23 protein-coding genes are annotated in these 21,180 nt (G+C 56.6%); 16 read left to right on the top strand and 7 right to left on the bottom strand.

From position 1 onward, the window contains the following. Positions 1–519 precede the first annotated feature (519 nt). A complete protein-coding gene (locus FEU76_RS08440; RefSeq protein WP_144982118.1) occupies positions 520–1,275 on the bottom strand; it encodes a FadR/GntR family transcriptional regulator in 756 nt (251 codons plus the stop codon). 226 nt (positions 1,276–1,501) lie between these two features. Here FEU76_RS08440 and FEU76_RS08435 point away from each other — a divergent pair, with 226 nt between their 5' ends. From FEU76_RS08435 to FEU76_RS08385, 11 genes are all read left to right on the top strand, one after another. After that, positions 1,502–2,242, top strand: a complete 741-nt coding sequence (locus tag FEU76_RS08435) for an SDR family oxidoreductase (RefSeq protein WP_144982115.1) — start codon at positions 1,502–1,504, stop codon at positions 2,240–2,242. A 30-nt stretch (positions 2,243–2,272) separates the two neighbouring features. Then, a complete protein-coding gene (locus tag FEU76_RS08430; RefSeq protein ID WP_144982112.1) occupies positions 2,273–3,115 on the top strand; it encodes a fumarylacetoacetate hydrolase family protein in 843 nt (280 codons plus the stop codon). A 219-nt stretch (positions 3,116–3,334) separates the two neighbouring features. Then, positions 3,335–4,321, top strand: coding sequence for a zinc-binding alcohol dehydrogenase family protein (locus FEU76_RS08425; protein WP_446718803.1), 987 nt, complete (start codon positions 3,335–3,337; stop codon positions 4,319–4,321). Next, a complete protein-coding gene (locus FEU76_RS08420; protein ID WP_144982107.1) occupies positions 4,318–5,955 on the top strand; it encodes a UxaA family hydrolase in 1,638 nt (545 codons plus the stop codon). Before FEU76_RS08425 ends, FEU76_RS08420 begins: the two co-directional genes overlap by 4 nt. Then, the gene (locus tag FEU76_RS08415) at positions 5,952–7,082 is read left to right on the top strand and encodes a mannitol dehydrogenase family protein (RefSeq protein ID WP_144982104.1); all 1,131 of its coding nucleotides are present in this window, start codon (positions 5,952–5,954) and stop codon (positions 7,080–7,082) included. The genes FEU76_RS08420 and FEU76_RS08415 overlap by 4 nt, the downstream gene beginning before the upstream one ends. A gap of 46 nt (positions 7,083–7,128) precedes the next feature. Further along, positions 7,129–8,115, top strand: a complete 987-nt coding sequence (locus tag FEU76_RS08410; RefSeq protein ID WP_144982101.1) for a C4-dicarboxylate TRAP transporter substrate-binding protein — start codon at positions 7,129–7,131, stop codon at positions 8,113–8,115. Positions 8,116–8,176: 61 nt separating this feature from the next. Next, a complete protein-coding gene (locus FEU76_RS08405; RefSeq protein ID WP_144982098.1) occupies positions 8,177–8,644 on the top strand; it encodes a TRAP transporter small permease in 468 nt (155 codons plus the stop codon). 18 nt (positions 8,645–8,662) lie between these two features. After that, complete coding sequence (locus FEU76_RS08400) at positions 8,663–9,946, top strand: TRAP transporter large permease (protein WP_144982095.1); 1,284 nt, start codon at positions 8,663–8,665, stop codon at positions 9,944–9,946. A 19-nt stretch (positions 9,947–9,965) separates the two neighbouring features. Continuing rightward, entirely contained in the window at positions 9,966–11,138 is a 1,173-nt protein-coding gene (locus FEU76_RS08395) for a fumarylacetoacetate hydrolase family protein (RefSeq protein ID WP_144982092.1), read from the top strand. 32 nt (positions 11,139–11,170) lie between these two features. Then, positions 11,171–12,742 (top strand): aldehyde dehydrogenase (NADP(+)), encoded by a 1,572-nt coding sequence (locus tag FEU76_RS08390; RefSeq protein ID WP_144982089.1) that lies wholly within the window; start codon positions 11,171–11,173, stop codon positions 12,740–12,742. 1,009 nt (positions 12,743–13,751) lie between these two features. Further along, positions 13,752–14,333: a DedA family protein gene (locus FEU76_RS08385; RefSeq protein ID WP_186299117.1), complete on the top strand. Its 582-nt coding sequence runs from the start codon at positions 13,752–13,754 to the stop codon at positions 14,331–14,333. 35 nt (positions 14,334–14,368) lie between these two features. Here FEU76_RS08385 and cml read toward each other — a convergent pair whose 3' ends face one another. Beyond that, a complete protein-coding gene (cml, locus tag FEU76_RS08380) occupies positions 14,369–15,556 on the bottom strand; it encodes a CmlA/FloR family chloramphenicol efflux MFS transporter (RefSeq protein ID WP_446718805.1) in 1,188 nt (395 codons plus the stop codon). A 286-nt stretch (positions 15,557–15,842) separates the two neighbouring features. Between cml and FEU76_RS08375 the strand changes: the two genes are divergently transcribed. Then, on the top strand, positions 15,843–16,031 hold the full coding sequence (locus FEU76_RS08375; RefSeq protein ID WP_144982078.1) for a DUF808 family protein: 189 nt from the start codon (positions 15,843–15,845) through the stop codon (positions 16,029–16,031). A 24-nt stretch (positions 16,032–16,055) separates the two neighbouring features. On the opposite strand, the gene FEU76_RS08370 is transcribed toward FEU76_RS08375, so the two are convergent. Further along, positions 16,056–16,355 carry a type II toxin-antitoxin system RelE/ParE family toxin gene (locus tag FEU76_RS08370; protein WP_144982075.1) on the bottom strand — a complete coding sequence of 100 codons (300 nt, stop codon included), beginning with the start codon at positions 16,353–16,355 and terminating at the stop codon, positions 16,056–16,058. Next, positions 16,355–16,603 carry a type II toxin-antitoxin system ParD family antitoxin gene (locus FEU76_RS08365; protein ID WP_144982072.1) on the bottom strand — a complete coding sequence of 83 codons (249 nt, stop codon included), beginning with the start codon at positions 16,601–16,603 and terminating at the stop codon, positions 16,355–16,357. Before FEU76_RS08365 ends, FEU76_RS08370 begins: the two co-directional genes overlap by 1 nt. 93 nt (positions 16,604–16,696) lie before the next feature. Between FEU76_RS08365 and FEU76_RS08360 the strand changes: the two genes are divergently transcribed. The 3 genes from FEU76_RS08360 to FEU76_RS08350 all read left to right on the top strand — a co-directional run bounded on the left by FEU76_RS08360 (position 16,697) and on the right by FEU76_RS08350 (position 18,225). Continuing rightward, complete coding sequence (locus FEU76_RS08360; RefSeq protein ID WP_260851379.1) at positions 16,697–16,867, top strand: TSUP family transporter; 171 nt, start codon at positions 16,697–16,699, stop codon at positions 16,865–16,867. Between the two features lie 132 nt (positions 16,868–16,999). Beyond that, positions 17,000–17,476, top strand: a complete 477-nt coding sequence (locus tag FEU76_RS08355; protein ID WP_096922391.1) for a LabA-like NYN domain-containing protein — start codon at positions 17,000–17,002, stop codon at positions 17,474–17,476. A 137-nt stretch (positions 17,477–17,613) separates the two neighbouring features. After that, a complete protein-coding gene (locus tag FEU76_RS08350; RefSeq protein WP_096922392.1) occupies positions 17,614–18,225 on the top strand; it encodes a Fic/DOC family protein in 612 nt (203 codons plus the stop codon). 275 nt (positions 18,226–18,500) lie between these two features. Here FEU76_RS08350 and FEU76_RS08345 read toward each other — a convergent pair whose 3' ends face one another. After that, complete coding sequence (locus FEU76_RS08345; protein ID WP_144982069.1) at positions 18,501–18,797, bottom strand: DUF1330 domain-containing protein; 297 nt, start codon at positions 18,795–18,797, stop codon at positions 18,501–18,503. 22 nt (positions 18,798–18,819) lie between these two features. After that, positions 18,820–19,353 (bottom strand): hypothetical protein, encoded by a 534-nt coding sequence (locus tag FEU76_RS08340; RefSeq protein WP_144982066.1) that lies wholly within the window; start codon positions 19,351–19,353, stop codon positions 18,820–18,822. Between the two features lie 244 nt (positions 19,354–19,597). Here FEU76_RS08340 and FEU76_RS08335 point away from each other — a divergent pair, with 244 nt between their 5' ends. After that, positions 19,598–20,368, top strand: coding sequence for a potassium channel family protein (locus FEU76_RS08335; RefSeq protein WP_144982063.1), 771 nt, complete (start codon positions 19,598–19,600; stop codon positions 20,366–20,368). 60 nt (positions 20,369–20,428) lie between these two features. Here the strand turns inward: FEU76_RS08335 and FEU76_RS08330 are convergent, their stop codons facing one another. Beyond that, positions 20,429–20,857, bottom strand: coding sequence for a hypothetical protein (locus FEU76_RS08330; RefSeq protein ID WP_144982059.1), 429 nt, complete (start codon positions 20,855–20,857; stop codon positions 20,429–20,431). Positions 20,858–21,180: the final 323 nt, after the last annotated feature.

The raw sequence follows: 21,180 nt of genomic DNA, 5'->3' as shown, positions 1-21,180 counted from the left end.
GCTTTGTGAGGAGTAGCATCATCTTGATGCACTCTTAGCCCATCAGAGAAAAGATGATGTGCTGGACCTTGGGGGCGACGTAACCCCCTTTTAGTGTCCGATTCTATGGGCTAGGAAACTGGCCATAAAAAAGCGTTTCAGCGCAGAAAAGACTATTTGATGCCGTCGCGTGGAGTGACCTCCAATATTCTGAGCGCTCAATATTAGCAGCGTAGTATGTGACGACGCGTGCGGGTACTACACTGCTGCCAAGGCTCCAGTACCTCAGTCTGGACTTAGAATCGCGCGGTGTTTTACCTTCTCCTTGTTATGGTGTCTTCCTAATCGAAAGAAACCTGCTTTTTCGAATAGCTCGGTCAAGAGAGTTGACAAGGAAGCCATATTTTACCCGGTTGGCGGCTGTTAGGCTGCTGTAGCAGAGTTTAAACAGCGTCGCTTAAAGGGGCCTCTGATTGGGCTTTCGCCCTCTTAATATGATCTCAATAAAAAAATTGGCATGTCTACCCATTCGAACTTGTTCTACTCAGCAAAGAACACGTTGAGTACATGATCCAAATGGACTTCCATCGCCCTCCGCGCCGCCTCGGGATCGCGCTCTTCTATGGCCCTGACAATTCGCTCATGGTCGCCTTGAGAGCGTCGCGGCATGTCGGTTTCCATGAAAAGCTCCTGCAGCCGCCGGAACATCACCCCATATTGGTGGCCAAGGAGGTGTTTTATTAAAATTGCATAAGCGGCATTGCCCGAGGCTTCGGCGATCCGAATATGTAGAAGACGGTCACCGGCTGCATTACCGCCACCATGGGAGTTGTCGTAGACGTTACGCTCAAAAGCGGCACGGATAGCCTTCAGGTCATTTTCACTGGCATTCATCGCCGCTAGGGCAGCATTTTCTGGTTCGAGGTAACGGCGCGCTTGAAGCAGAGAGAAGGGAGGAATTTCCTCATCAAGATTGATCTCAATCTCGGACTCGAACTCCGGATCGATGGCCCAAGGTTCTTTGTTGACTGCGGCTTGCATCACTGAACCCTTAGCGGGGGTGTAGGGCTCGAGGATCACTACGCCATGCCCAACACGTACCTCCACCTGTCCTACAACCTCGAGAGCGATTAGTGCCTCACGCACAGAGGCGCGGCTCACCCCCAGCGATTGTGCGAGTTCCCGCTCTGGGGGAAACAGGCTCCCCGGGGGGAATTCTCCCTCGATGATCAGTTGTTGGAGTTGGTCAGCGATCTGGCGATACAGGCGCTGCGAGCGAATCGTTTGAATCGGCATGAGTGTATCTCCCACTTTTGTTTGGACCCGTTCAGATCTGAGCGACGGCCTAATCGGTTCTAGTGCTTTTGCGACTAAAGTTTATCTTAAAAGTCTGTGTAACATGCTGCTCAGGCATTGCTTAGTGTCGCGTGCCATCACATACTGAGGTCAATGGTCAGGCCATTAGGCGTCTGGATGTTTAATCTGTTGCATGTTCCCATGATTCGCAGAGGTACGCTACCGAATGAGACTCAAAAACAAGACTGCTCTGGTGACGGCAGCCGCCAATGGTATCGGGCGTGCTTCCGTAGAGCGATTCGTTGCGGAAGGAGCTAGGGTGATTGCCACTGATATCGACACGACTTCATTGGAGGGCCTAAAAGGAGTAGAGGTGCGTCACTTGGATGTTACCGATGTGGCGGCGATTCAACGCCTGGCCGCTGATCTGCCAGCCCTTGATGTGCTATTCAATTGCGCCGGTATGGTGCCAAGTGGGAGTGTATTGCAATGCGACGACGCCACTTGGCAGCGTAGCTTCGCTCTCAATGTTACCTCTATGTACCACATCATCCAGAGCTTTCTACCTGCGATGCTGAATAGCGGCGGGGGAAGCATCATCAACATGGCCTCTTTGGCATCAAGCCTCAAGGGCGTGCCTAACCGATTTGCGTATGGGACTACCAAAGCAGCGGTGATTGGCCTTACCAAAGCGGTTGCCGCTGATTTCATGACCCATGGTATTCGGTGTAATGCCATTTGTCCTGGGACGGTGGACTCTCCATCACTGCGTCAACGCATTGAGGCTCAGGCTAGGCAGGAAGGGCTCAGTACTACCGAAGTGCTGGAGGCCTTCATCGCTCGGCAGCCCATGGGACGGCTGGGTCGACCCGAAGAAGTAGCGGCCCTTGCCACTTTCCTTGCTTGCGACGAGTCTTCCTTCATTACAGGTACTGCCCAGTTGATTGACGGTGGCTGGGCCAACTGATTCTTTTTCTTGTTAGGAGATTATTTCATCATGAAACTGCTGCGATTCGGCCCTGCGGGGCAAGAGAAGCCCGGTCTGCTTGATGGCGAAGGCATCGTGCGTGATCTGTCTGGAGTCATCGATGATCTTGCCGGTAAGGAGTTAGGGGATGATGGCCTGCAGCGTTTGCGCAAATTGGACCCTGCTAGCTTACCTGCAGTGGCTCCTGACTCGCGCATAGGGCCTTGTGTAGGACGAGTAGGAAAGTTTATCTGTATTGGTCTGAACTATTCCGACCACGCTGCGGAAACCGGCGCTGAGGTTCCGCCGGAGCCGGTGATCTTTAACAAATGGACCAGCGCCATCTGTGGCCCGAATGATGACGTGGAGATTCCGCGAGGCTCAAAGAAGACTGATTGGGAAGTAGAACTTGGTGTGGTGATCGGTCGGGGCGGGCGCTACATCGCCGAGGAGGATGCTTTGAACCACGTTGCAGGTTATTGCGTGATCAATGATGTCTCCGAGCGCGAGTTTCAGCTTGAGCGCAGTGGTACCTGGGACAAGGGCAAGGGATGTGACACCTTTGGTCCTATGGGGCCGTGGCTTGTAACACGCGACGAGGTTTCGGATCCCCACGAACTGGATCTTTGGCTGGAAGTGGACGGGCGGCGCTACCAGAACGGCAGCACCCGCACCATGGTTTATCGTATCCCTTTCCTGATCAGTTACCTGAGTCGCTTCATGAGCCTGCAGCCCGGTGACGTGATATCCACCGGCACCCCGCCCGGTGTCGGTATGGGGCAGACGCCTCCGATTTATCTGCGTCCAGGGCAGAAAATGCGCTTGGGTATCGAGGGGCTAGGCGAGCAATCCCAGCGTGTAGTACAAGCCTGAGGACCTGCTCACTTCGACCTATGTATAGCCCTTGATCCTCTGATAATCCTTGAGTCAGGTCTCTGAGTGGGGCATCTTTTGTCCTAAAGGCCTGACCATTGGATCAAAAAACCTGTCAGGCCTTTTGCGCCATGCCGCATCGCGTCTGACCTAAAGGAACTCGATATGCACGTTCTCGTCTGTACAAAGCCCCATCAGCTAGCACTCAGGAAGGCACCGATGCCGACCTGTGGTCCGGGTGAGGCGCTGGTCAGGATTCGCCGCGTTGGCATCTGCGGTACCGACATCCATGCCTACGGCGGCAACCAGCCCTACTTCGATTATCCTCGGGTGCTCGGCCACGAGCTATCCGGAGAGGTGGTCGCCGTCGGTGAGGCCGAGCAGCAGGCTCTGGTAGGTCAGAACGCCTACGTCATTCCCTACTTGCACTGTGGCAAGTGCCGTGCCTGCCGCAGTGGCAAGACTAACTGTTGCCAACATATGCAGGTGATTGGCGTACATCGCGACGGCGGCATGGCCGACTATCTGGTGGTGCCGATTGAACATCTGGTGGCCTCAGCCACGCTCAACCTCGATCAACTGGCGTTGATAGAGTGCATGGCTATTGGTGCCCATGCAGTGCGCCGCAGCGGTATCGTGGCAGGTGAATTGGCGGTCGTCGTCGGCGCAGGCCCCATCGGCATGGGGGTTCTTCAGTTCGCCCGTAGTCGTGGTGCGCGCACTCTCGTGGTGGATACCAATCCCAAGCGCTTGGCGTTCTGCCGGGATACGCTGGGCGCTGACGCAGTGGCACACGCTGTGGATGAGGATGTGGTAGCGTGCATCGAAGCCCTCAATGAGGGTGCGCTGGCCGAGGTGGTGTTCGATGCCACCGGCAACCCCCGAGCAATGAACCGCGGTTTCGATTTCACTGGCCATGGTGGTCGTTATGTGCTGGTCAGCGTGGTCAAGGCTGATATTGAGTTTCACGACCCTGATTTCCATAAGAAAGAGCTATCGTTGCTGGGCAGCCGCAACGCCACCCGGGAGGATTTCGAGACGGTTGCAAGCCTAATGGAGACTGGCGAGCTGCAGGCCGAGGCGATGATTACCCATCGTGGCGCTTTGGGCGAAATGCCCGAACTGATGCCTCAATGGTGCGATCCAGCCAGCGGCGTCATAAAAGGCATGATTACCCTCGACAGTACTGGGGAAGTTCAGCCATGAGCGGCTTGATCACGCGCCAAGCTGCGCATCTGAGCCTTCGTGTTCATGCCTTGGATAACGTGCGAGTTGCCCTTACTGACCTGCCCGCTGGTACCGTCATCGAAGCGGATGGTCACAATCTAATCCTGCCTGCGGCAGTGCGACACAAGCATAAGTTTGCCTTGTCACCCTTGGCAGTGGATGATTTGGTTATCATGTACGGTGTTACCGTAGGGCGCGTTACCCAGCCCATCGTGGCGGGTGAGGCGATTACGACTGAAAACCTTGAGCATTCTACCTCCAGTGCTCGTCCTCAAGGGTGCCACGATAGCTGGCAGCAGCCCGATGTCTGCGCCTTCCAGGGACTGACTTTCGACGGCTATCATCGTTCCGATGGTCGCGTTGGGACAGCCAATCACTGGCTGGTAGTGCCGTTGGTTTTCTGTGAAAACCGAAATATTGAGGTGCTGCGCCAGTGCGTAACCGATGCCTTGGGTGACGACCCCTACCGTGACTACAAACACTTGGCTCGTCAGCTACTGCACGGCGAGGAGGAGGAGCTGCAGGTGATACCGCCCGGAGAGCGACTCTTTCCCAACGTGGATGGAGTGCGCTTCCTGACTCATCACTTGGGTTGTGGCGGCACCGATGGTGATGCCGAGACGCTGTGCCGTCTGCTGGCCGGATATATCTGCCATCCCAATGTGGCCGGTGCTACGGTGCTGAGTTTGGGGTGCCAGAAAGCGCAGATCGCCATGCTTCAGGCGGCCATCGCCGAGCGGGACCCCAAAGGGCTGAAGCCGGTCGAATATTTCGAGCAACAGCGCAGTGAGAGTGAGGCGTCACTAATCCGTGAGGCTCTGGTCGCGGTCTTCTCGGGCCTGAAACTGGCTAACCAAGTGACGCGTCAGCCAGCACCGCTTTCTGAGTTGATACTTGGCGTCGAATGCGGCGGTTCGGATGGCTTCTCTGGGCTTTCCGCTAACCCTTTAGTGGGCGCGGTGGTTGACCGACTGGTGGCCTTGGGTGGCAGCGGCATTCTCAGTGAATTTCCGGAGCTCTGCGGTGTTGAGCATGAGCTGCTGGCCCGCTGCCGCGATGAGCAAATCGGCCAGCGTTTCCAGCAGTTGATGGACGCCTATCAGCGACATGCCGCTGCAGTGGGCGCGCATTTTTCCATGAACCCGTCGCCTGGCAACGTGCGCGACGGCTTGATCACCGATGCCATGAAGTCGGCTGGGGCGGCCAAAAAAGGTGGCGATAGCCCAGTGGTTGACGTGCTCGATTACACTGAACCAGCCACCCGCAAGGGTCTCAACTTGCTCTGTACGCCAGGTAACGACGTCGAATCCACCACTGGCTTGGTAGGTTCAGGCGCCAATCTAGTGCTTTTCACTACCGGACTTGGGACGCCCACAGGCAATCCCGTGGCGCCGGTACTGAAGATATCGAGTAACAGCGAGCTGGCCGACCGTATGCGGGATATCATCGATTTTGATGCTGGCCCAATCATCCGTGGTGAGGCGGAGATCGGCGAGCTTGCTGACGAACTACTCAGGCTGTGCATCGAGGTGGCCTCCGGGCGCCACGTACCAAACGCCGTGCGCTTGGCCCAGCTTGACTTCATTCCCTGGAAGCGCGGGGTGTCGCTGTGAGCATCGCCCTCGACCAGGCTGGGATCGTGCAGTTCGGTACCAGCCGCTTTCTACTCGGACATGCCACCGCCTTCGTCGGCGAGTCGCTGGCTGCGGGGCGCAGCCAGCACGCTATCCTGGTAGTGCAAACCTCGAACCGTCCGGAGGGCAAGGCCAAGGCCCGTGCTTTGGCCGAGCAGCGCCATTATCCGCTACAAGTACGTGGTCTGCGCAACGGTGTCGCCGTGGATTCGCAGAGGCAAGTTGAGAGCATCGCTGGATGTCTGATTGCCGAAGAGCAGTGGCCGACGCTGGAGCAGCACTTCGTCGAGACTGCGCGTTGGGTGGTCTCCAATACTGGCGACAGCGGCTACCACGTCGCTGACGACACCAGCCTGGCCGAGCTGCCGAAGAGCTTTCCCGGAAAGCTGACCAAGTTACTCTACGCCCGCTACCGGGCAGGGCGCGATGGGCTGACCCTGTTACCCTGCGAGCTCATCAGTGGTAACGGCCAGGTGCTCAAGGAGACCGTCATGAAGTTAGCCCGACTTGATCATGCCGATTCCGATTTCGCAGCTTGGCTGGACGAGCGCTGCCTGTGGGTCGATACCTTGGTAGATCGTATTGTCTCAGCAGCTATCGAGCCCGTTGGAGCCGTGGCCGAACCCTATGCTCTCTGGGCAATACAGGCCAAACCTGGCCTAGTCTTGCCCTGCCAGCATCCTGACGTACAGGTGGTCGAGTCGTTGTTCCCCTATGAGCTTCGCAAGCTGCACATCCTTAACTTGGCCCACAGCTATCTGGTGGATCAATGGCACCACTTAGGGTTGGTCTCACGTGTCTCATTCGTGCGCGAAGCCATGCAGGAGCCGGTGCTGCGTGAAGGCTTGCTCCGACTCCTCGATGAGGAAGTGCTGCCAGTGCTGGAGCGGAAGCTGCCGACTCTCGATTTGAAGGCCTATCGTGATGACACCCTGGAACGTTTCAGTAACCCATATCTCGATCACCGACTGGCCGATATCGCTCAGCACCATCAACAGAAGGTTCAGCGTCGTCTACAACCGGTATCAGAAATGGCACGGCGACATGGATTAGTAACGTCTCGTCTCGAGGCGGCCATTAGCCGAGCTGCATCAACTGTTGGGTGATCATGCCCAACCAATAGACCACAATAAATCTAATGAGGAACTCTATATGCGTCTGAACAAGCTCTCGCTATTTATCACTGCCGCCTCCGTGATCGGTATGGGCCTGACCAGCACTGTTCAAGCGGAGACCATCATCCGTGTTGCCTACGGCAATCAACCTGGTGAACCTGTAGATGTCGCCGTCAATCAATGGGCTGAGTGGGTCAACGAGGCCAGCAACGGTGAACTCGATCTGCGCCCCTTCCCGGCCAGCCAGCTGGGCTCTGAGACTGAAGTAATGGAGCAAGCCAGGTTCGGCTCGGCGATCATCTCCATCACCGCCTATAGCAACTTCCTGGACTCGGTACCGGATCTTGCAGTGCTGGACGCTCCCTACCTAGGTGAAGATTTCGAATCCAAGTTGAAGGTCTTTGACTCTGAGTGGTTTGCCGACCAGCTTGAGCAGGTACAATCCTCCGGTTATCACATTGTTATCCCTAACACCATCTATGGCGTGCGCCACTTGCTGTCACGCAACCCGGTCAGCCATCCTGATGACTTGGCTGGTGTGCGAATTCGGGTTCAGAACTCCCAAATGTATGTTGAGGCGATCCGCGCTATGGGGGCCACGCCGACACCAATGTCACTAGGTGACGTGTATCCAGCTCTAGCACAGGGCATGGTTGATGGTGTCGAAAACCCTGCTGCCGTGCTGCATGGCGGCAAATTTCACGAAGTGGTCAAACACCTCAACCTGACAGCTCACATGCATACCGTAGCGCCCTTCGTCACTGGCCTGACCTTCTGGGAACAGCTTAGCGAGGAACACCAGCAGATTCTCACTGAGACTGGTCAGCAGATGGCTGAGTATCTGGGTGAGCTGGTAGCAGCAGAGAGTGAAGAGGCCTTGGAGCGACTGCGCAGCGAGGGTGTAGAAGTGCACGAAGTAGACACTCAACCGTTCCGCGAGCGTGCTTCCGAACAAATCCCTGCCGCTTTCCCGCAATGGAGCGACGGCCTTTACGAAAGCGTCTACGAGCTCATCAATGGCTGAGCATCCCAGTGAATGACAGGCTCCCCGGCGTCGCCGGGGAGCGTCTTGCAAGGAGCTCTCTATGAAGAGGGTCTTTTCTTGGCTTGACCGGATCATGTGCTTGGACGAGGTGGTGGCAACCGCTGCCATATTCGCATTGTTCTTGGTCGCCATAAGCAACATATTCATGCGTTACTTGTTTAATGCACCCTTGGCCTGGACGGAGGAGGTGCTTCAGCTGTTGCTGGTATGGGCCACCTTCCTAGGGACCAGTGCCTTAGTGCGACGGAAGGAGCACGTATTTATTAGTTTTCTCACCGATAAGTTGCCCCCCAGGTTGGCGCGTTGGAACGAATGGATCTTTAGCCTCGGCGTGATCTTGATAAGCGCTTTGGTAATGCTTTACTGGGGCATTCAGCTGCTCGGTTTTTCCGGGTTTCGCAGCACACCGATGCTGCAAATTCCTTACTACTGGATTCATGTGGCGATCCCCGTCAGCGCTGTGGTTATGATCTACCACTGTGTGGCGAGGATAGTGCTGCGCCGCTAAGCAATAGAGGTTTCCCTTATGGCTGTTGGTGTTGCAATCGGCGCCCTGTTCCTGCTCTTCTTCTTGGGAACGCCCGTCGCTTTCGCCCTGTTTTTCTCGACTTTCCTGTATTTCTTCGTTGGTGCAGATCAGCCAACCATAATGCTGATCCAGCGTCTAGCCGGAGGGCTGGAGTCTATCTCACTGTTGGCCATACCCTTCTTTATCATGGCTGGCGTGTTCATGAACCACTCCGGAATCACCGAGCGCTTGCTAAGGCTGGCCGAGCTGCTGACGCGTCGAATGCATGGAGGGTTGGCTCAGTCCAACGTGTTGCTTAGTACCTTTATGGGTGGCCTCTCCGGTTCGAACATCGCCGATGCGGCGATGAACTCCAAGCTATTGGTGCCTAGCATGACTGATAAGGGCTATCCCAAGGCCTTTTCCAGCGCAATCACTGCGTCATCATCGCTAGTCACCTCGACCATTCCTCCTGGCATCGCACTGATCGTCTATGGCTATGTGAACAACGTATCCATTGGACGACTGTTTCTGGCCGGTGTAGTGCCTGGCTTATTGATGGCGCTTTGTCTGATGGCCCTGGTCTCCTGGAAGTGTCGCCGACATGGCTATCAGCCTCCGCAACGGACCAGATTGCCGCGCAGCGAATGGATCAGTGTGACACGAGCTGGAATCATAGCTTTGCTGCTGCCGCTGGTCGTCATCGGGGGTATCCGTATCGGCGTTTTCACACCGACTGAGGCGGGCGCCATAGCGGTTCTCTATGCCCTGATCGTCGGCATGTTTGTCTATCGGCAGATGACACCGCGTATCGTCGCTCTTGCAACCAATGAGTCGCTGATTGCATCGGTTAATGTACTCTTCATCATTGCCGTGGCCTCTGGGTTTGCACGCTTCCTAACTTGGGAGCAGATTCCCCAAGAGATTGCCATGCTGCTCTCTTCTCAGGTGGGTACGGCCATCGCATTTTTGCTGTTGGCTAATTTTATTTTGCTTGTCTTGGGGATGTTTCTTGAGGGAAATGCCATCCTGATCGTGCTCTCACCGCTGCTGGCACCTGTGGCGGCCCAGTTCGGCATTGATCCGGTTCATTTCGGCATCATCTTCATTCTCAATGCTGCTATTGGCACGATTACACCTCCCTTGGGGACAGTGATGTTCACCACTTGCAGCATCACTGGTGTCAAGGTGCCGGAGTTCATACGAGCCGTGCTGCCATTCTGGTTGGTAATGGTCGGCGTGCTGCTAATAGTCACCTTCGTGCCAGCGCTTTCTTTGGCGCTGCCTAATATGATTTTCTAATCTCATGACTGGAGTCATCATGCAAACCATTCAACCCCGCGACTGCTTGCCCGAGGATCTCGACCGGGCACTGCTGGTAGGTAGAGTATGGCGTGATGCGCCTCTCGCTGGCCCGGCCATCGTAGTAGTACGTCAGGGGAGGGTATTTGACATATCTGCTGATGTCGCGACGCTTGCTGATCTACTTGACCGCGATGATCCCGCTGCTTTCGTCGGCGGTCTTGTTGGTGAAGACCTTGGTGCCGTTGAAACTCTTCTCGCGAACTCCCTGGCTGAGCCTAGGATCGCACCTTCATTGCTGGCCCCCTGTGACCTCCAGGCGATCAAGGCATGTGGGGTGACCTTCGCAGTCAGCCTGCTTGAGCGGGTAATTGAGGAGCAAGCCGGTGGTGATCCTCAGCGCGCCAGTGAACTACGCGACGAGATTCAGGAGCTGATTGGCGGAGATCTTTCGCAGATTCAGCCCGGCTCGCCGCAGGCAATGGCGCTCAAAGACGAGTTGCAGGCCAAGGGAGCTTGGTCTCAGTACATGGAGGTGGGTATCGGCCCGGATGCTGAGGTGTTCTCCAAGGCTCAGCCACTATCCTCTATGGGAATGGGTGAGCGTGTTGGATTACACCCGGCTTCCCAATGGAACAATCCTGAGCCGGAGATCGTGCTGGCAGTGGATTCCCGTGGAACGCCCCGTGGCGCTACCCTTGGTAATGACGTCAACCTACGCGACATTGAGGGGCGTAGTGCACTGCTGTTGGGCAAGGCTAAGGACAACAACGCGTCCTGCGCCATTGGGCCCTTCGTGAGGCTGTTCGACGACGATTTCACACTTGACACGGTGCGCCAGGCCCGGGTCGCGCTTCGTATCGAGGGTGCCGATGACGGATTCGTGTTGGAGGATGAAAGCGACATGCGCGAAATCAGTCGCGATCCGCTCGACTTGGTCGAGCAAACCATTGGTGCCCACCACCAATATCCTGATGGCTTCATGCTGTTCCTAGGCACCATGTTCTCGCCGATTCAGGACCGTGACGGAACAGGGCAGGGTTTTACCCATCACCCCGGGGATCGGGTGACTATAGCCACCCCCAGCCTCGGTGCTCTGATTAATGGAGTCGATTATAGCGATCGGCTGCCGCCCTGGACCTATGGACTGCGTGCCCTCTATGCCCACCTGACTCGCCTCGGTCAGGCCTGAGATGATCCCATCCACTACAGCAGGAGAAAAGTATGCCCCTGAACGGACAAATCCTGATTGGCCAGCAGGCCGTCATCGGTAGCTGCGGCGAGATTAACGCCATTGATCCCACTACCGGTAAGCCCTTAGAGCCCGTCTACCGCGGTGGCGGTCAGGCTGAAGTGGACCGCGCGTGTGTGCTTGCCGAGGCGGCCTTCGATAGTTACCGAGAGACTTCGCTCAAGCAGCGTGCGGCCTTTCTTGACAATATTGCCAACGAGATAGAGGCATTGGGAGACGTTCTGATTGAGCGCGCCATGGCCGAGACCGGCCTGCCTCGAGCTCGGCTCGAGGGTGAGCGCGGTCGCACCTGCGGCCAGCTGCGCCTGTTCGCCTCGCTGGTCAGAGCTGGTGATTGGCTTGGAGTACGCCTCGATCCAGCGCTGCCCGAGCGCCAACCAATGCCTCGCGTCGATCTGCGCCAGTGTCAGATTGCACTTGGACCAGTCGCTGTGTTTGGAGCTTCCAACTTTCCGCTGGCTTTCAGTGTGGCCGGTGGAGATACCGCCTCGGCACTGGCTGCCGGTTGTCCAGTGGTTGTCAAGGCCCATTCCGCCCATCCCGGCACCTCTGAGTTGGTGGGGCGCGCTTTGCAGAAGGCTGTGTCTGAAAGCGGCATGCCGGAAGGAGTCTTCTCGTTGTTGTTTGGCTCGGGAAACGAGGTAGGACAAGCTCTGGTTGCCGATCCACGTATCCAAGCAGTGGGCTTCACCGGCTCGCGAGCCGGAGGACTGGCAATACTTGCCACCGCCCAGGAGCGACCCCAGCCGATACCCGTATATGCTGAGATGAGCTCCATCAACCCAGTGTTTCTGCTGCCTCAGGCTCTTGAAGCTCGTGGTCATGAACTTGCCGAGGGTTTCATAGCCTCGCTTAATATGGGCGCTGGGCAGTTTTGCACCAGCCCGGGACTGGTGCTGGGTGTGAAAGGCAAAACGCTGGACGCTTTTCTTGCTGTTGCTGCCGAGGTTCTCACAAAAAGCGCTGCACAGACCATGCTTACCCCAAGTATCTACGGTGCCTATATAGAGGGAGTAGAACAGTTAGCTAGTCATGCCCGAGAAGTGGCTAGGGGACAAGAAGGGGAAGGGCCCCATCAGTGCCAGGCTGGACTCTTTGTCGCTACCGCCACTGACTTCTTGGATAGCGAAGCGCTGCAGTCCGAGGTGTTTGGTTCTGCCTCGTTAGTTATCGAATGCGAGGACCTTGTTCAGATGCGCATGGTGGCAGAGGCCTTGGAGGGCCAGCTAACCGCCACCTTGCAGCTAGACGAAGGCGATGTTGAGGCCGCCCGGCCGCTGTTATCGGTGCTTGAGCGCAAGGCTGGACGGGTGCTGGCCAATGGCTGGCCCACAGGTGTGGAAGTGTGCCACGCTATGGTTCATGGTGGGCCCTTCCCAGCTACCTCAGATACCCGCTCTACCTCGGTGGGCAGTGCAGCCATTCAGCGCTTTTTGAGACCTGTGTGCTACCAAAACCTGCCAATGAGCCTTCTGCCTGAGGCGCTCAAGGATGACAATCCACTGGGGGTGCCACGTCTGGTAGATGGTCAGCGCAAGGCTTAATTGCCATCGCCCCATGTTGATGGCCAGCATGTAGAATTCTTTCGGCGGTCCACGCGGCCGCCTTTTTTCGATTCAGTGGGCGAGGTTCTTTGTCAGCCTCTATATATTTGACCGTGAGGTCTCCATGTTGCTGGCTAAGGCGGGTGAGCGATAACTGCTGCACTATCATCTGCTATACCTTGGAGGCCGAGGAGCTGGATTGCTGCTCTCTGCGGTTGGAGCGCATCCATTCCACAGGTCTGCTTTTCAGGAGCGCGCTTTAGTTGGGACTGCGCTGATGATCATTTATTCCCGAGGCAACAGCCGCCGCAATCTGCTACTCGCAGGGAGCTCCGACGCCTGAAAACGCTATTGTCATTCGTTATGCTCGCAAGCTACGCCAGCATATAACCACTACTACTCCCGTCTCTGGGGTTCCAGTTTCTCACAACCGCTCACGAATGCCTTTGTTATGGGCATGCCTGGTGTTGCACGATTGCTCGGATTTGATGAAGCATAGTGCCGAGGCTACTTTGTCGCTCAAAGCAGCTTTATTAGGTTTTATGGTTGAGTCGTTAGGTCAGTGGCCGTATATGCGGTGGCTGCGTTCACGTTTACGTAGTTGGCCAGACGGCAAGGTCTATGATAAAGATTACTCGGTCGCAGGTTGGGTCATGTTATATCTGTTTTCGATTGCATAATTGGAAACTGAGGCTTTGATTACAATCATTCCGTGGTAATCCGTCAATGAAAGCTCAGTCACTTAGCCGTGAATGTGTTCGTTGTTGTGATATTAGATAATGACAGTGAACAGGGCTGGTTTGCTTTAGGGCGTGCCGTTTCCTAGCCCATGAGCCGAATATCAACCATAATCGGCTCATGTACCGCTTGGGGCAGCCAGGTTGGCCGCAAACTGAAGCAGCCGCCTGCCTTCCATAAACCTCATTCACCTCTGCATCATCCTGAATCGTGATAGAGATTGCGTTTACGTGGCACCCACCTGGCGGGGTTACTTGATGGATGAATGCACATGACGCTTGATTATTTCGTGGCGAACTATGGCAGCCTCGGCTTGTTCGTGGGGGCGAGCCTGGAGGGTGAAGCCGTCGCGATGCTGGGCGGCATCATGATGCATCGGCACCTGATCGGGTTTGGTGAAGCGGTGGTCTCGCTTGCCTTGGGCGCTTTCCTTGCGGATCAGGTGTTCTTCCTGCTCGGGCATGGGTGGCGCAATAGCGCCATCGTTCGCTCGGTTCAGCGTAGCGCGGCGGGTGGGCGGGTACTGACGACGTTCAACGCCCACCCGAATACGTTCGCGTTCTCCTTGCGGTTCCTTTACGGGCTGCGCATGGCCGGTGCGGTGACCATCGGCACGACGAACTTTCCTTGGCCCCGCTTTATCGTGCTCAATGCGCTGTCGGCGCTGATCTGGTCGGCCGCCTGGGTCACGCTCGGTTATCTGTTTGGTCAGGCGCTCGCGCCACTGTTTGAGCGATTGAGCAGCCTTTCCCATGTGGTGTTGGCAGGGGTGGCCGCCGTGCTTTGCGTCGCGGTCGTGGCCGTGGTGGCTGCCAAGCGGAGAAGGGCCCAGCGCTTGAAGATGCACGATTGAGCGCTGCCACCCCCTGCACACGCATTACCCTATCGTTACCGCTTCCGCCGGGCTAGGTCGGTGAGCAGCCCCAGCGTGAGCGCTGCCATGCCGCCGGTGTAGGCGATCAGCGGCCACGCCGTGCTGCCATCCAGCATGACCACCACCGCAGTGCCCACGCCACCCACGATCAGGCTCTGCACACAGAAGTGCAGCGCCACGGCGGTGCCTGCCATGTCGCTGAAGGCGTGCAGCGCGCCGTTGGCGGTCACGGAGGTGATCAACACGATGCCCAAGGCGGCGAGCCACATCGGTAAGACAAACGACCACAGGCTTGGCGTGAAGAACACTTCCCCCAGCCCCAGCAGGCCTGCGCTGGCCAGCAGGGTCAGTACGCCACGCAGGGCGCAGCCGGGAATGCCCCAGCGCGTCACGAAACGTTTGGCAAAGCGCGCCGTCACGATCATGGCCAAGGCCACCGTCGCAAAGGCCACGCTGAACCCCAACTCGCTAAAGCCCGCCCCTTCGATGAGCACTCGGGGGGCCGTCGAGAAGAACACGAAAAACGCCCCCATGGCGGTCCCGAACGCGACCGTATAGACCCAGAAGTGAGCGCTGTTGAACACGCGCCCTATATCCGCCAGGCGGGTGGGGGCGTATGCCTTGCGTGTTTCATGCCATCTCGGGAAGGCGTAGCCGAGGGTCAGCAGGGCCAGAATGCCCAGGGTGATGAACAGCGCGCTCCAGCCCAGGTAACGGGCTATCAACGCGCCCGCGATAGGCCCCAGCGCAGGCACCACCGCCAGCATGGCATTCATCAGGCTGTAGATGACTGCGCTTTCCGGCGTGTTGGCGTACACATCGCGCACCGTGGCAAACATCGCGACCAGCATGGCGGCGGCTCCCATGGCCTGCACCAGCCTGAGCCCCACGAATAGCCAGGCTTCCGTGGTGAACGCCAGGAAAAAGGAGGCCGCCGCGAAAACGAGGGTGCCGCCGATCAGGATGGGGCGACGGCCCAGGCGGTCTGAAAGCGGGCCAAAGAGGATCTGGCCCACGCCCAGCATGATCATGTAGAGCGTCAGCGTGAGCTGAACGACCTCGGGCGTGGTATCGAGAATGCCCGGCATGGCGGGCACCACCGGCAGGTAGATATCCATGCCGAGTGAGGCAAGCAGATTGAAAGGGGCCAGCAACGCCAGCGCCAGGGGTAGGCGATAAGCCCAAGGGCTTGGGTTTTGAATAGGCACAAGAAAAGCTCCGTACGAATCAGCGTATTCGACGGCGGCCTGCAGGGCATCGATGTGATGGTCAGGCTGCCGCAACAACGAGTGAAGCAGGGTTGTTGCGGCTTAGCGGTCTGCTTTTTTGGAACCCATGGGCGTGCTTTTCCTGTGATAGGTCGTGGCTGTCCTTGACGTCGTGAGCGTATCAGATCGTCACAGCGCTGTCTGTTGGCGTGAAACGGGCAATGCCCCCCGCTACAGTGTGCTTTACGATCAACAATGCTTATTCACGGAGGACATACCCATGGCCATTGGCGGCTGGGTTGGGTTGCTGGATGACATTGCCACGCTGGCAAAGCTGTCCACCGCATCGCTGGACGATGTAAGCGCGGCCGCAGAGCGGGCGGAGAAGAAAACCGGTGGTGGGGGTGTTGCACCTTATTTCTGCCAATACGGCGCATGCCACGATGCCATCGCCCTGTACACATGGTAGGGGGCGCCTGGTACTTGAAGGTCGTCAATCAGTCAGAAAATAGGAAACGATATCCATCTCTTTATGAGGAATGCCAATGATTTCAATGCATTCATGGCCAATCAGATAAAAAATAACGTGCTGGCCTTGAGGGTAGCTAAAATAACCTTCTTTGATATCTGGGTGATGTCTTCCTGGCAGGGGATTTTCTGCGAGCCAGTGAAACCGTTTTTCAAAATCCCTTAGATAGGTATTCCGTTGGTTCTTGCCCCACTGCCATTCCGTATAGCGGCCGATATCTTTTAAATCGTCCCTTGCTCTCGGTGTGATACGGAATGTGGGCATTACGATTCGTTATCCAAATCGCTGATTAATGCATCCATTGAGAAATCGTCCACGAATTCACCAGCGCTCGCTTGCTCGGCACCTTGGGCTAGGTGCGTACGTAGCGCCTCAAGTTTGCTTTTGCGTTCTTCCATGGCACGTAATGCATCCCGCACCACCTCGCTTGCGGAGCCGTAGCGACCGCTAGAGACTTCGTTTTTGATAAAGGCTTCCCAGTGCTCTCCTAGGCTAAGGCTAGTCGTTGCCATGGTGTGCTTCCTATGTTCAAAAGTAACAAATATGAATATATGTGTGGCTGACTAGCAAGACAAGTGGGCGTGCATATCGCGGTGGCCACTACAATGGCATTGATGGTGTTTGCGGCTTCCCTGTCCACATGGCGCCACCACCCACGGCAGACCGTGCAGTGGCACTTGGTGCGTCCGCTGGTGGGCTATATCGCCGTGGGCGCTGTGCTGGGCGCAGCGGCGGCCGTGTCGTTAAGCGGCGAGTGGGTGCGATTGGTTAGTTAGCCCTGACGATTGCGAATGCCGTTTTGCGGCCCGGTTTTCTGCATCAGTCAGGGAGTGATGTGCGTCCTTGCAACGTAAGGGGAATCATTTGTCGCGTACCATGGAGGCACACTCTCAGCCTAGGCTTTTTCCATGACCCGCGTTGCCATCTTCGTAGACACTCAGAACGTTTACTACACCGTACGCGACGCCTACGGCAGGCACTTCGATTACCGCCGTTTCTGGGCCAAGGCAACGGCGAACCGGGAGGTGCTGGCCGCCCGCTGCTATGCCATCGACAAGGGCGATGCCAAGCAGCGTGAGTTCCAGAATATCCTCCGTTCGATTGGCTTCGAGGTCAGGTTAAAGCCGTTCATTCAGCGCGCGGATGGTTCGGCCAAGGGTGATTGGGACGTAGGCATCACCCTCGATGCCATCGAGTACGCTGAGAAGGCGGATGTGGTGGTGCTGGTCTCCGGCGATGGCGACTTCGACCTGTTGGCGCAGAAGATCCGTGAGGCCCACGGCAAACGGGTGGAAGTCTACGGCGTGCCCCAGCTCACAGCCGCCTCCCTGATCAACGCCGCCAGCCAGTTCATCCCCATCAAGGGTGACTTGTTGCTGGGGTGATACAGAATGCTGAGCTGATGGGCTGGTTTGCATAGGCTTGGTGTTCGCTCGCAGCGGAACGTGTACTCTTGGTTGTGTATCGGTTGCTAACGTGTGCTCAATTGGGGCTGCATGCGCAGTGAAGCAAGGCTATTCCTATGAGTCGTTATGAAGTTTCTGGTAGTGAAAGTGAGTATCAGCCGGGATCAGAAGATAAGGTGCTGAAGAATCTTGCTGGTATTGATGATCCGGCAGATATGAATATTGCAGAGACGGAGCTGCTTGCAGCGCTCTACATACAGGTGTTTGATACTTTCCCAGAAACGGTTGATTTCAAAAGAATTCGCCATTGGCATAGAGCTTGGCTAGGTAATGTTTACGATTGGGCGGGCCAATACCGAACCGTTGATATGTCTAAGCCCGATATTCGGTTTGCATCGCCTCTGCAAATTCATAGGTTGGCTCAAGCGTTCGAGAACCAGTATCTCGCTCGTTTTGCTACGTTACCTGAGATGGGAGACGAGCAACTGGTCAGCTTTCTTGCTGAAATGCATGTCGAGTTCATACTGATTCATCCATTCCGTGAGGGAAATGGCCGGATCTCACGTTTGCTGTTGGATGTGATGGCTGTCAAGGCGGGGGCTCAACCACTGGACTATAGCTTATGGAATGAGCACAAGGATTACTATTTCAAAGCGATTCAGGCTGGTCTGGAGGGCGACTACCAATTTGTCGAACGTTTGGTTCGTGATGTTTTGTCGGCGCAGTAACGTCGAAGGCATCGCCTCAGGAAGATAAGGTCAACTTGTTGAAAAGCCTTGGGCGAGACATCAGGCGTTTTTCAATCACCTCTGTACGCTCGCCTGTCTCGATCGCACTCGAGCTGGCGACGGCTCGCACAATACGCTCACGAGAGACGATGACTTTATCTGTGGGGGGCCTGCGAACCATTATCGCGCTCCTTGAGTCGTTCTGTTGAACTCATTATAGCAGCTGTCCTTTGATGACACTCCCCCGCTGATGACAGCAGGAGAGTGTTTGCTCATCACACCTCTTCAATACCTTCTACCAAAAAGACGCGGTAATCGGCGCCCAGGAAGCGGTGTTGGCGGGCTTCCTGGTAGGCGGGGCTTTCGTACCAGGCGCGGGCGGCGGCCATGTCGGGGAAGCGCAGGATCACGGCGCCTTCCATGGCGCTGCCTTCCAGCACTTCGAAGTCTCCGTAGAAGGCCAGCGGCTGCGGGTCGTGGCCTTCCCGAGCGGCTTTGGCTTTTTCGCTGTAGCGCTGCATTTCTTCGCTGTTGTGGGTGTGTTCACGGGTCAAAACGACATAAGCAGGCATTGTGTTTCCTTGTTGGTCGACGCTACGGCGTCTCGGTCGGGTGGGTGTCATCGGCTGGCGCCTCGGGGGCGGCGTCGGCCATCGGTTCGATTTGACGGTTTTCCAGGGCGGCCAACGCGACCTTGTAGCAGTCTTCGATGTGGCTGTTGCCCATGTATTTCATGGCGGTAAAACTGATGCCGCCCGCCACGGCGCTGCCAATCAGCGGGACGAATTTGCTGGTGCCTTTGGCGGCAACTTTGATGCCCATCTTGCCAAGCAGGGTCACGATCAGGTTTTTGGTGATGTACCTGCCCGCCATCTTGCTGCCGGTATTGGAGATGGCGGTCATGACGAACAGCTTGCTTTCGGTATCCAGACGGTCGATCTGCTCCGGCGTTAGCCCAAACTGGCTGTTGATCTTGGGGATGATGCGCATCAGGATCGCCACGTCCGAGCCAATGTCCAGCCCCGGCACGGGAATCATCGCCGTACCTGCAGAGAGGCCCGCGCTGCGAGTCACCATGGCATGGCAGGACTTCTTGATGGCGTCGAGTTCTTCCCTTGTTTCGATCATTGCGCAATCCCTTTTAACGATGGAGTGTCATCACCTTAGAGGATGTTGGCCCTCTCTACACAGTGTCTTTCGTACATTATCTTTCGTACGTTGTCTTTCATAAGTTACTTCGTGGTCAGTCGGCTCGGCCAAAAAGGATGCTAATCGCTTTGCCGCCATGCAGCCACTGGCGGGTAAGCAGCTTGGCAGATTTTAGCGCTATAGTGACGTCTCTTTCCCCTCACTGGCTGAGCGCTTTTATCACATGACCTTATTCAGAGCCGCGCTACATCGGCAGTTAGCTCCTGAAGCTCGCCTTCAGCAGGGCTTGTCGGTCACTAATCGTATTATCTGTTTGTTGATTCTATTGGCATCGATCACGGCGATCCTGGAAACCGAACCCACGCTGCGAGCGCTGTCACCGAGGCTGTTTTCGACGCTGGAAGCGATCTTCGTAGCCATGTTTATGGTCGAGTACCTGTTGAGACTTTATGCCGTTGGGGAGGGCCCGCGCTATCGGGGAGTGACGGGGCGGGTGCGCTATGTGTTCTCGTTCTGGGCGTTGGTCGATTTACTGGCCATCGTGCCGTACTTTCTGGGCTTCATGGTCCACAACAACGCTTTCCTGTTGCGCCTTCTACGCTTGGCGCGAATGCTGCGACTTGCCCGGCTGGGCCGCTTCAGCCAAGCGTGGGCAGCCTTGGCGGCAGCGCTGAAGTCGCGCTCCCATGAGTTATGGCTCAGTGCAGGCGTGGCCGGTTTGCTGCTGCTGTTTTCGTCTTGCTGCTTGTATCTGGTAGAGGCCGCCGCGCAGCCCGAAGCGTTTGGCAGCGTGCCTCGGGCGCTGTGGTGGAGTATCGCCACGCTCACTACGGTGGGCTATGGGGACGTCACACCGGTCACGGCGCTGGGCAAATTTTTTGCGGGCTTAACGGCGGTGGCGGGCATTGGGATCATCGCCATGCCAACAGGGATATTGGCGGCCGCATTCAGCGATGCGTTTCAGCAGAAACGTGACCACCTGACAGAGAAATAGAACAGGTCTGACAAGTGGTGTCGTGTTTGCCTACCTGCACTCTGGGGGCAAGCGCTTCGCTCATGGCTTGCCGCCGTGGCCAAAACGGGAAAATCCGACCCAAACGGCGGTACCTGCGAAAATGGTGACCACCAATGAGTGTGCAAAACCAAACGGCATCATGCCCCAGGCTCCCCGTGCATGTATCAAGACATTAACAAAACCGAGCATCCATGTGAGCAGCAGTAGCGCCGGGTAGACCAGTAGCATCATGCTGCGTGGCTGGGCACGGAAAAAGCTGATCATGGCGCTGAGTAGCGCAATGCCTGCAAAGAGCAACCCGCCTGCGTTGAGCCAGAAAGCAAGGGTCGTCCATTGAACCTGATAGCTGCTGTAGTAGGCGTAATTACTGAGCGTGGCCCCTAGAAAAAACGGAAGGCACCCCACTAACAACACTGAGTGAAAGAGGGGGAGCCCCGGTCGGTAGGTGTGTGTATGGGTAGCTTTCACGGCATGCTCCTTATGCTGATCTAGCGAGTGACTATCCTTGGCGGGTGTCATGCTGAGCCGCCAAGCAACGACTTCCTGTGTTGCTTGAGCAGTGTAGGTCAGTAGCCTGCATATACCCAAAGCGAAGCAAGCATTTTCAAAGGGTTGGCGGTTGATGGCCCTGTCGATGTCATCCCTGCGTGCCTACTCAGGCAGCCTTGCAATGACCTTGATTTCAAAGTCGAATCCCGCCAGCCATGTGACGCCGACCGCCGTCCAGTTGGGGTAGGGCTTTGCTGGGAACGCGCGGGCCTTGGCTGCCATCACGGTAGCGAATTGGGCCT

The organism is Halomonas sp. C22, from assembly GCF_007655045.1.
GTDB lineage: Bacteria > Pseudomonadota > Gammaproteobacteria > Pseudomonadales > Halomonadaceae > Vreelandella > Vreelandella hamiltonii.
Note: the sequence above shows the minus strand (reverse complement) of the source record. Positions and strands in the feature narration are given on the sequence as shown.

Excerpts from the sequence above, each read along its gene's own strand:
- FEU76_RS08440 (WP_144982118.1), bottom strand. The coding sequence starts at position 1,275 with ATGCCGATTCAAACGATTCGCTCGCAGCGCCTGTATCGCCAGATCGCT.
- FEU76_RS08435 (WP_144982115.1), top strand. The coding sequence starts at position 1,502 with ATGAGACTCAAAAACAAGACTGCTCTGGTGACGGCAGCCGCCAATGGT.
- FEU76_RS08430 (WP_144982112.1), top strand. The coding sequence starts at position 2,273 with ATGAAACTGCTGCGATTCGGCCCTGCGGGGCAAGAGAAGCCCGGTCTG.
- FEU76_RS08425 (WP_446718803.1), top strand. The coding sequence starts at position 3,335 with ATGCCGACCTGTGGTCCGGGTGAGGCGCTGGTCAGGATTCGCCGCGTT.
- FEU76_RS08420 (WP_144982107.1), top strand. The coding sequence starts at position 4,318 with ATGAGCGGCTTGATCACGCGCCAAGCTGCGCATCTGAGCCTTCGTGTT.
- FEU76_RS08410 (WP_144982101.1), top strand. The coding sequence starts at position 7,129 with ATGCGTCTGAACAAGCTCTCGCTATTTATCACTGCCGCCTCCGTGATC.
- FEU76_RS08405 (WP_144982098.1), top strand. The coding sequence starts at position 8,177 with ATGAAGAGGGTCTTTTCTTGGCTTGACCGGATCATGTGCTTGGACGAG.
- FEU76_RS08400 (WP_144982095.1), top strand. The coding sequence starts at position 8,663 with ATGGCTGTTGGTGTTGCAATCGGCGCCCTGTTCCTGCTCTTCTTCTTG.
- FEU76_RS08395 (WP_144982092.1), top strand. The coding sequence starts at position 9,966 with ATGCAAACCATTCAACCCCGCGACTGCTTGCCCGAGGATCTCGACCGG.
- FEU76_RS08390 (WP_144982089.1), top strand. The coding sequence starts at position 11,171 with ATGCCCCTGAACGGACAAATCCTGATTGGCCAGCAGGCCGTCATCGGT.
- FEU76_RS08385 (WP_186299117.1), top strand. The coding sequence starts at position 13,752 with ATGACGCTTGATTATTTCGTGGCGAACTATGGCAGCCTCGGCTTGTTC.
- FEU76_RS08375 (WP_144982078.1), top strand. The coding sequence starts at position 15,843 with ATGGCCATTGGCGGCTGGGTTGGGTTGCTGGATGACATTGCCACGCTG.
- FEU76_RS08370 (WP_144982075.1), bottom strand. The coding sequence starts at position 16,355 with ATGCCCACATTCCGTATCACACCGAGAGCAAGGGACGATTTAAAAGAT.
- FEU76_RS08365 (WP_144982072.1), bottom strand. The coding sequence starts at position 16,603 with ATGGCAACGACTAGCCTTAGCCTAGGAGAGCACTGGGAAGCCTTTATC.
- FEU76_RS08360 (WP_260851379.1), top strand. The coding sequence starts at position 16,697 with ATGGCATTGATGGTGTTTGCGGCTTCCCTGTCCACATGGCGCCACCAC.
- FEU76_RS08355 (WP_096922391.1), top strand. The coding sequence starts at position 17,000 with ATGACCCGCGTTGCCATCTTCGTAGACACTCAGAACGTTTACTACACC.
- FEU76_RS08350 (WP_096922392.1), top strand. The coding sequence starts at position 17,614 with ATGAGTCGTTATGAAGTTTCTGGTAGTGAAAGTGAGTATCAGCCGGGA.
- FEU76_RS08345 (WP_144982069.1), bottom strand. The coding sequence starts at position 18,797 with ATGCCTGCTTATGTCGTTTTGACCCGTGAACACACCCACAACAGCGAA.
- FEU76_RS08340 (WP_144982066.1), bottom strand. The coding sequence starts at position 19,353 with ATGATCGAAACAAGGGAAGAACTCGACGCCATCAAGAAGTCCTGCCAT.
- FEU76_RS08335 (WP_144982063.1), top strand. The coding sequence starts at position 19,598 with ATGACCTTATTCAGAGCCGCGCTACATCGGCAGTTAGCTCCTGAAGCT.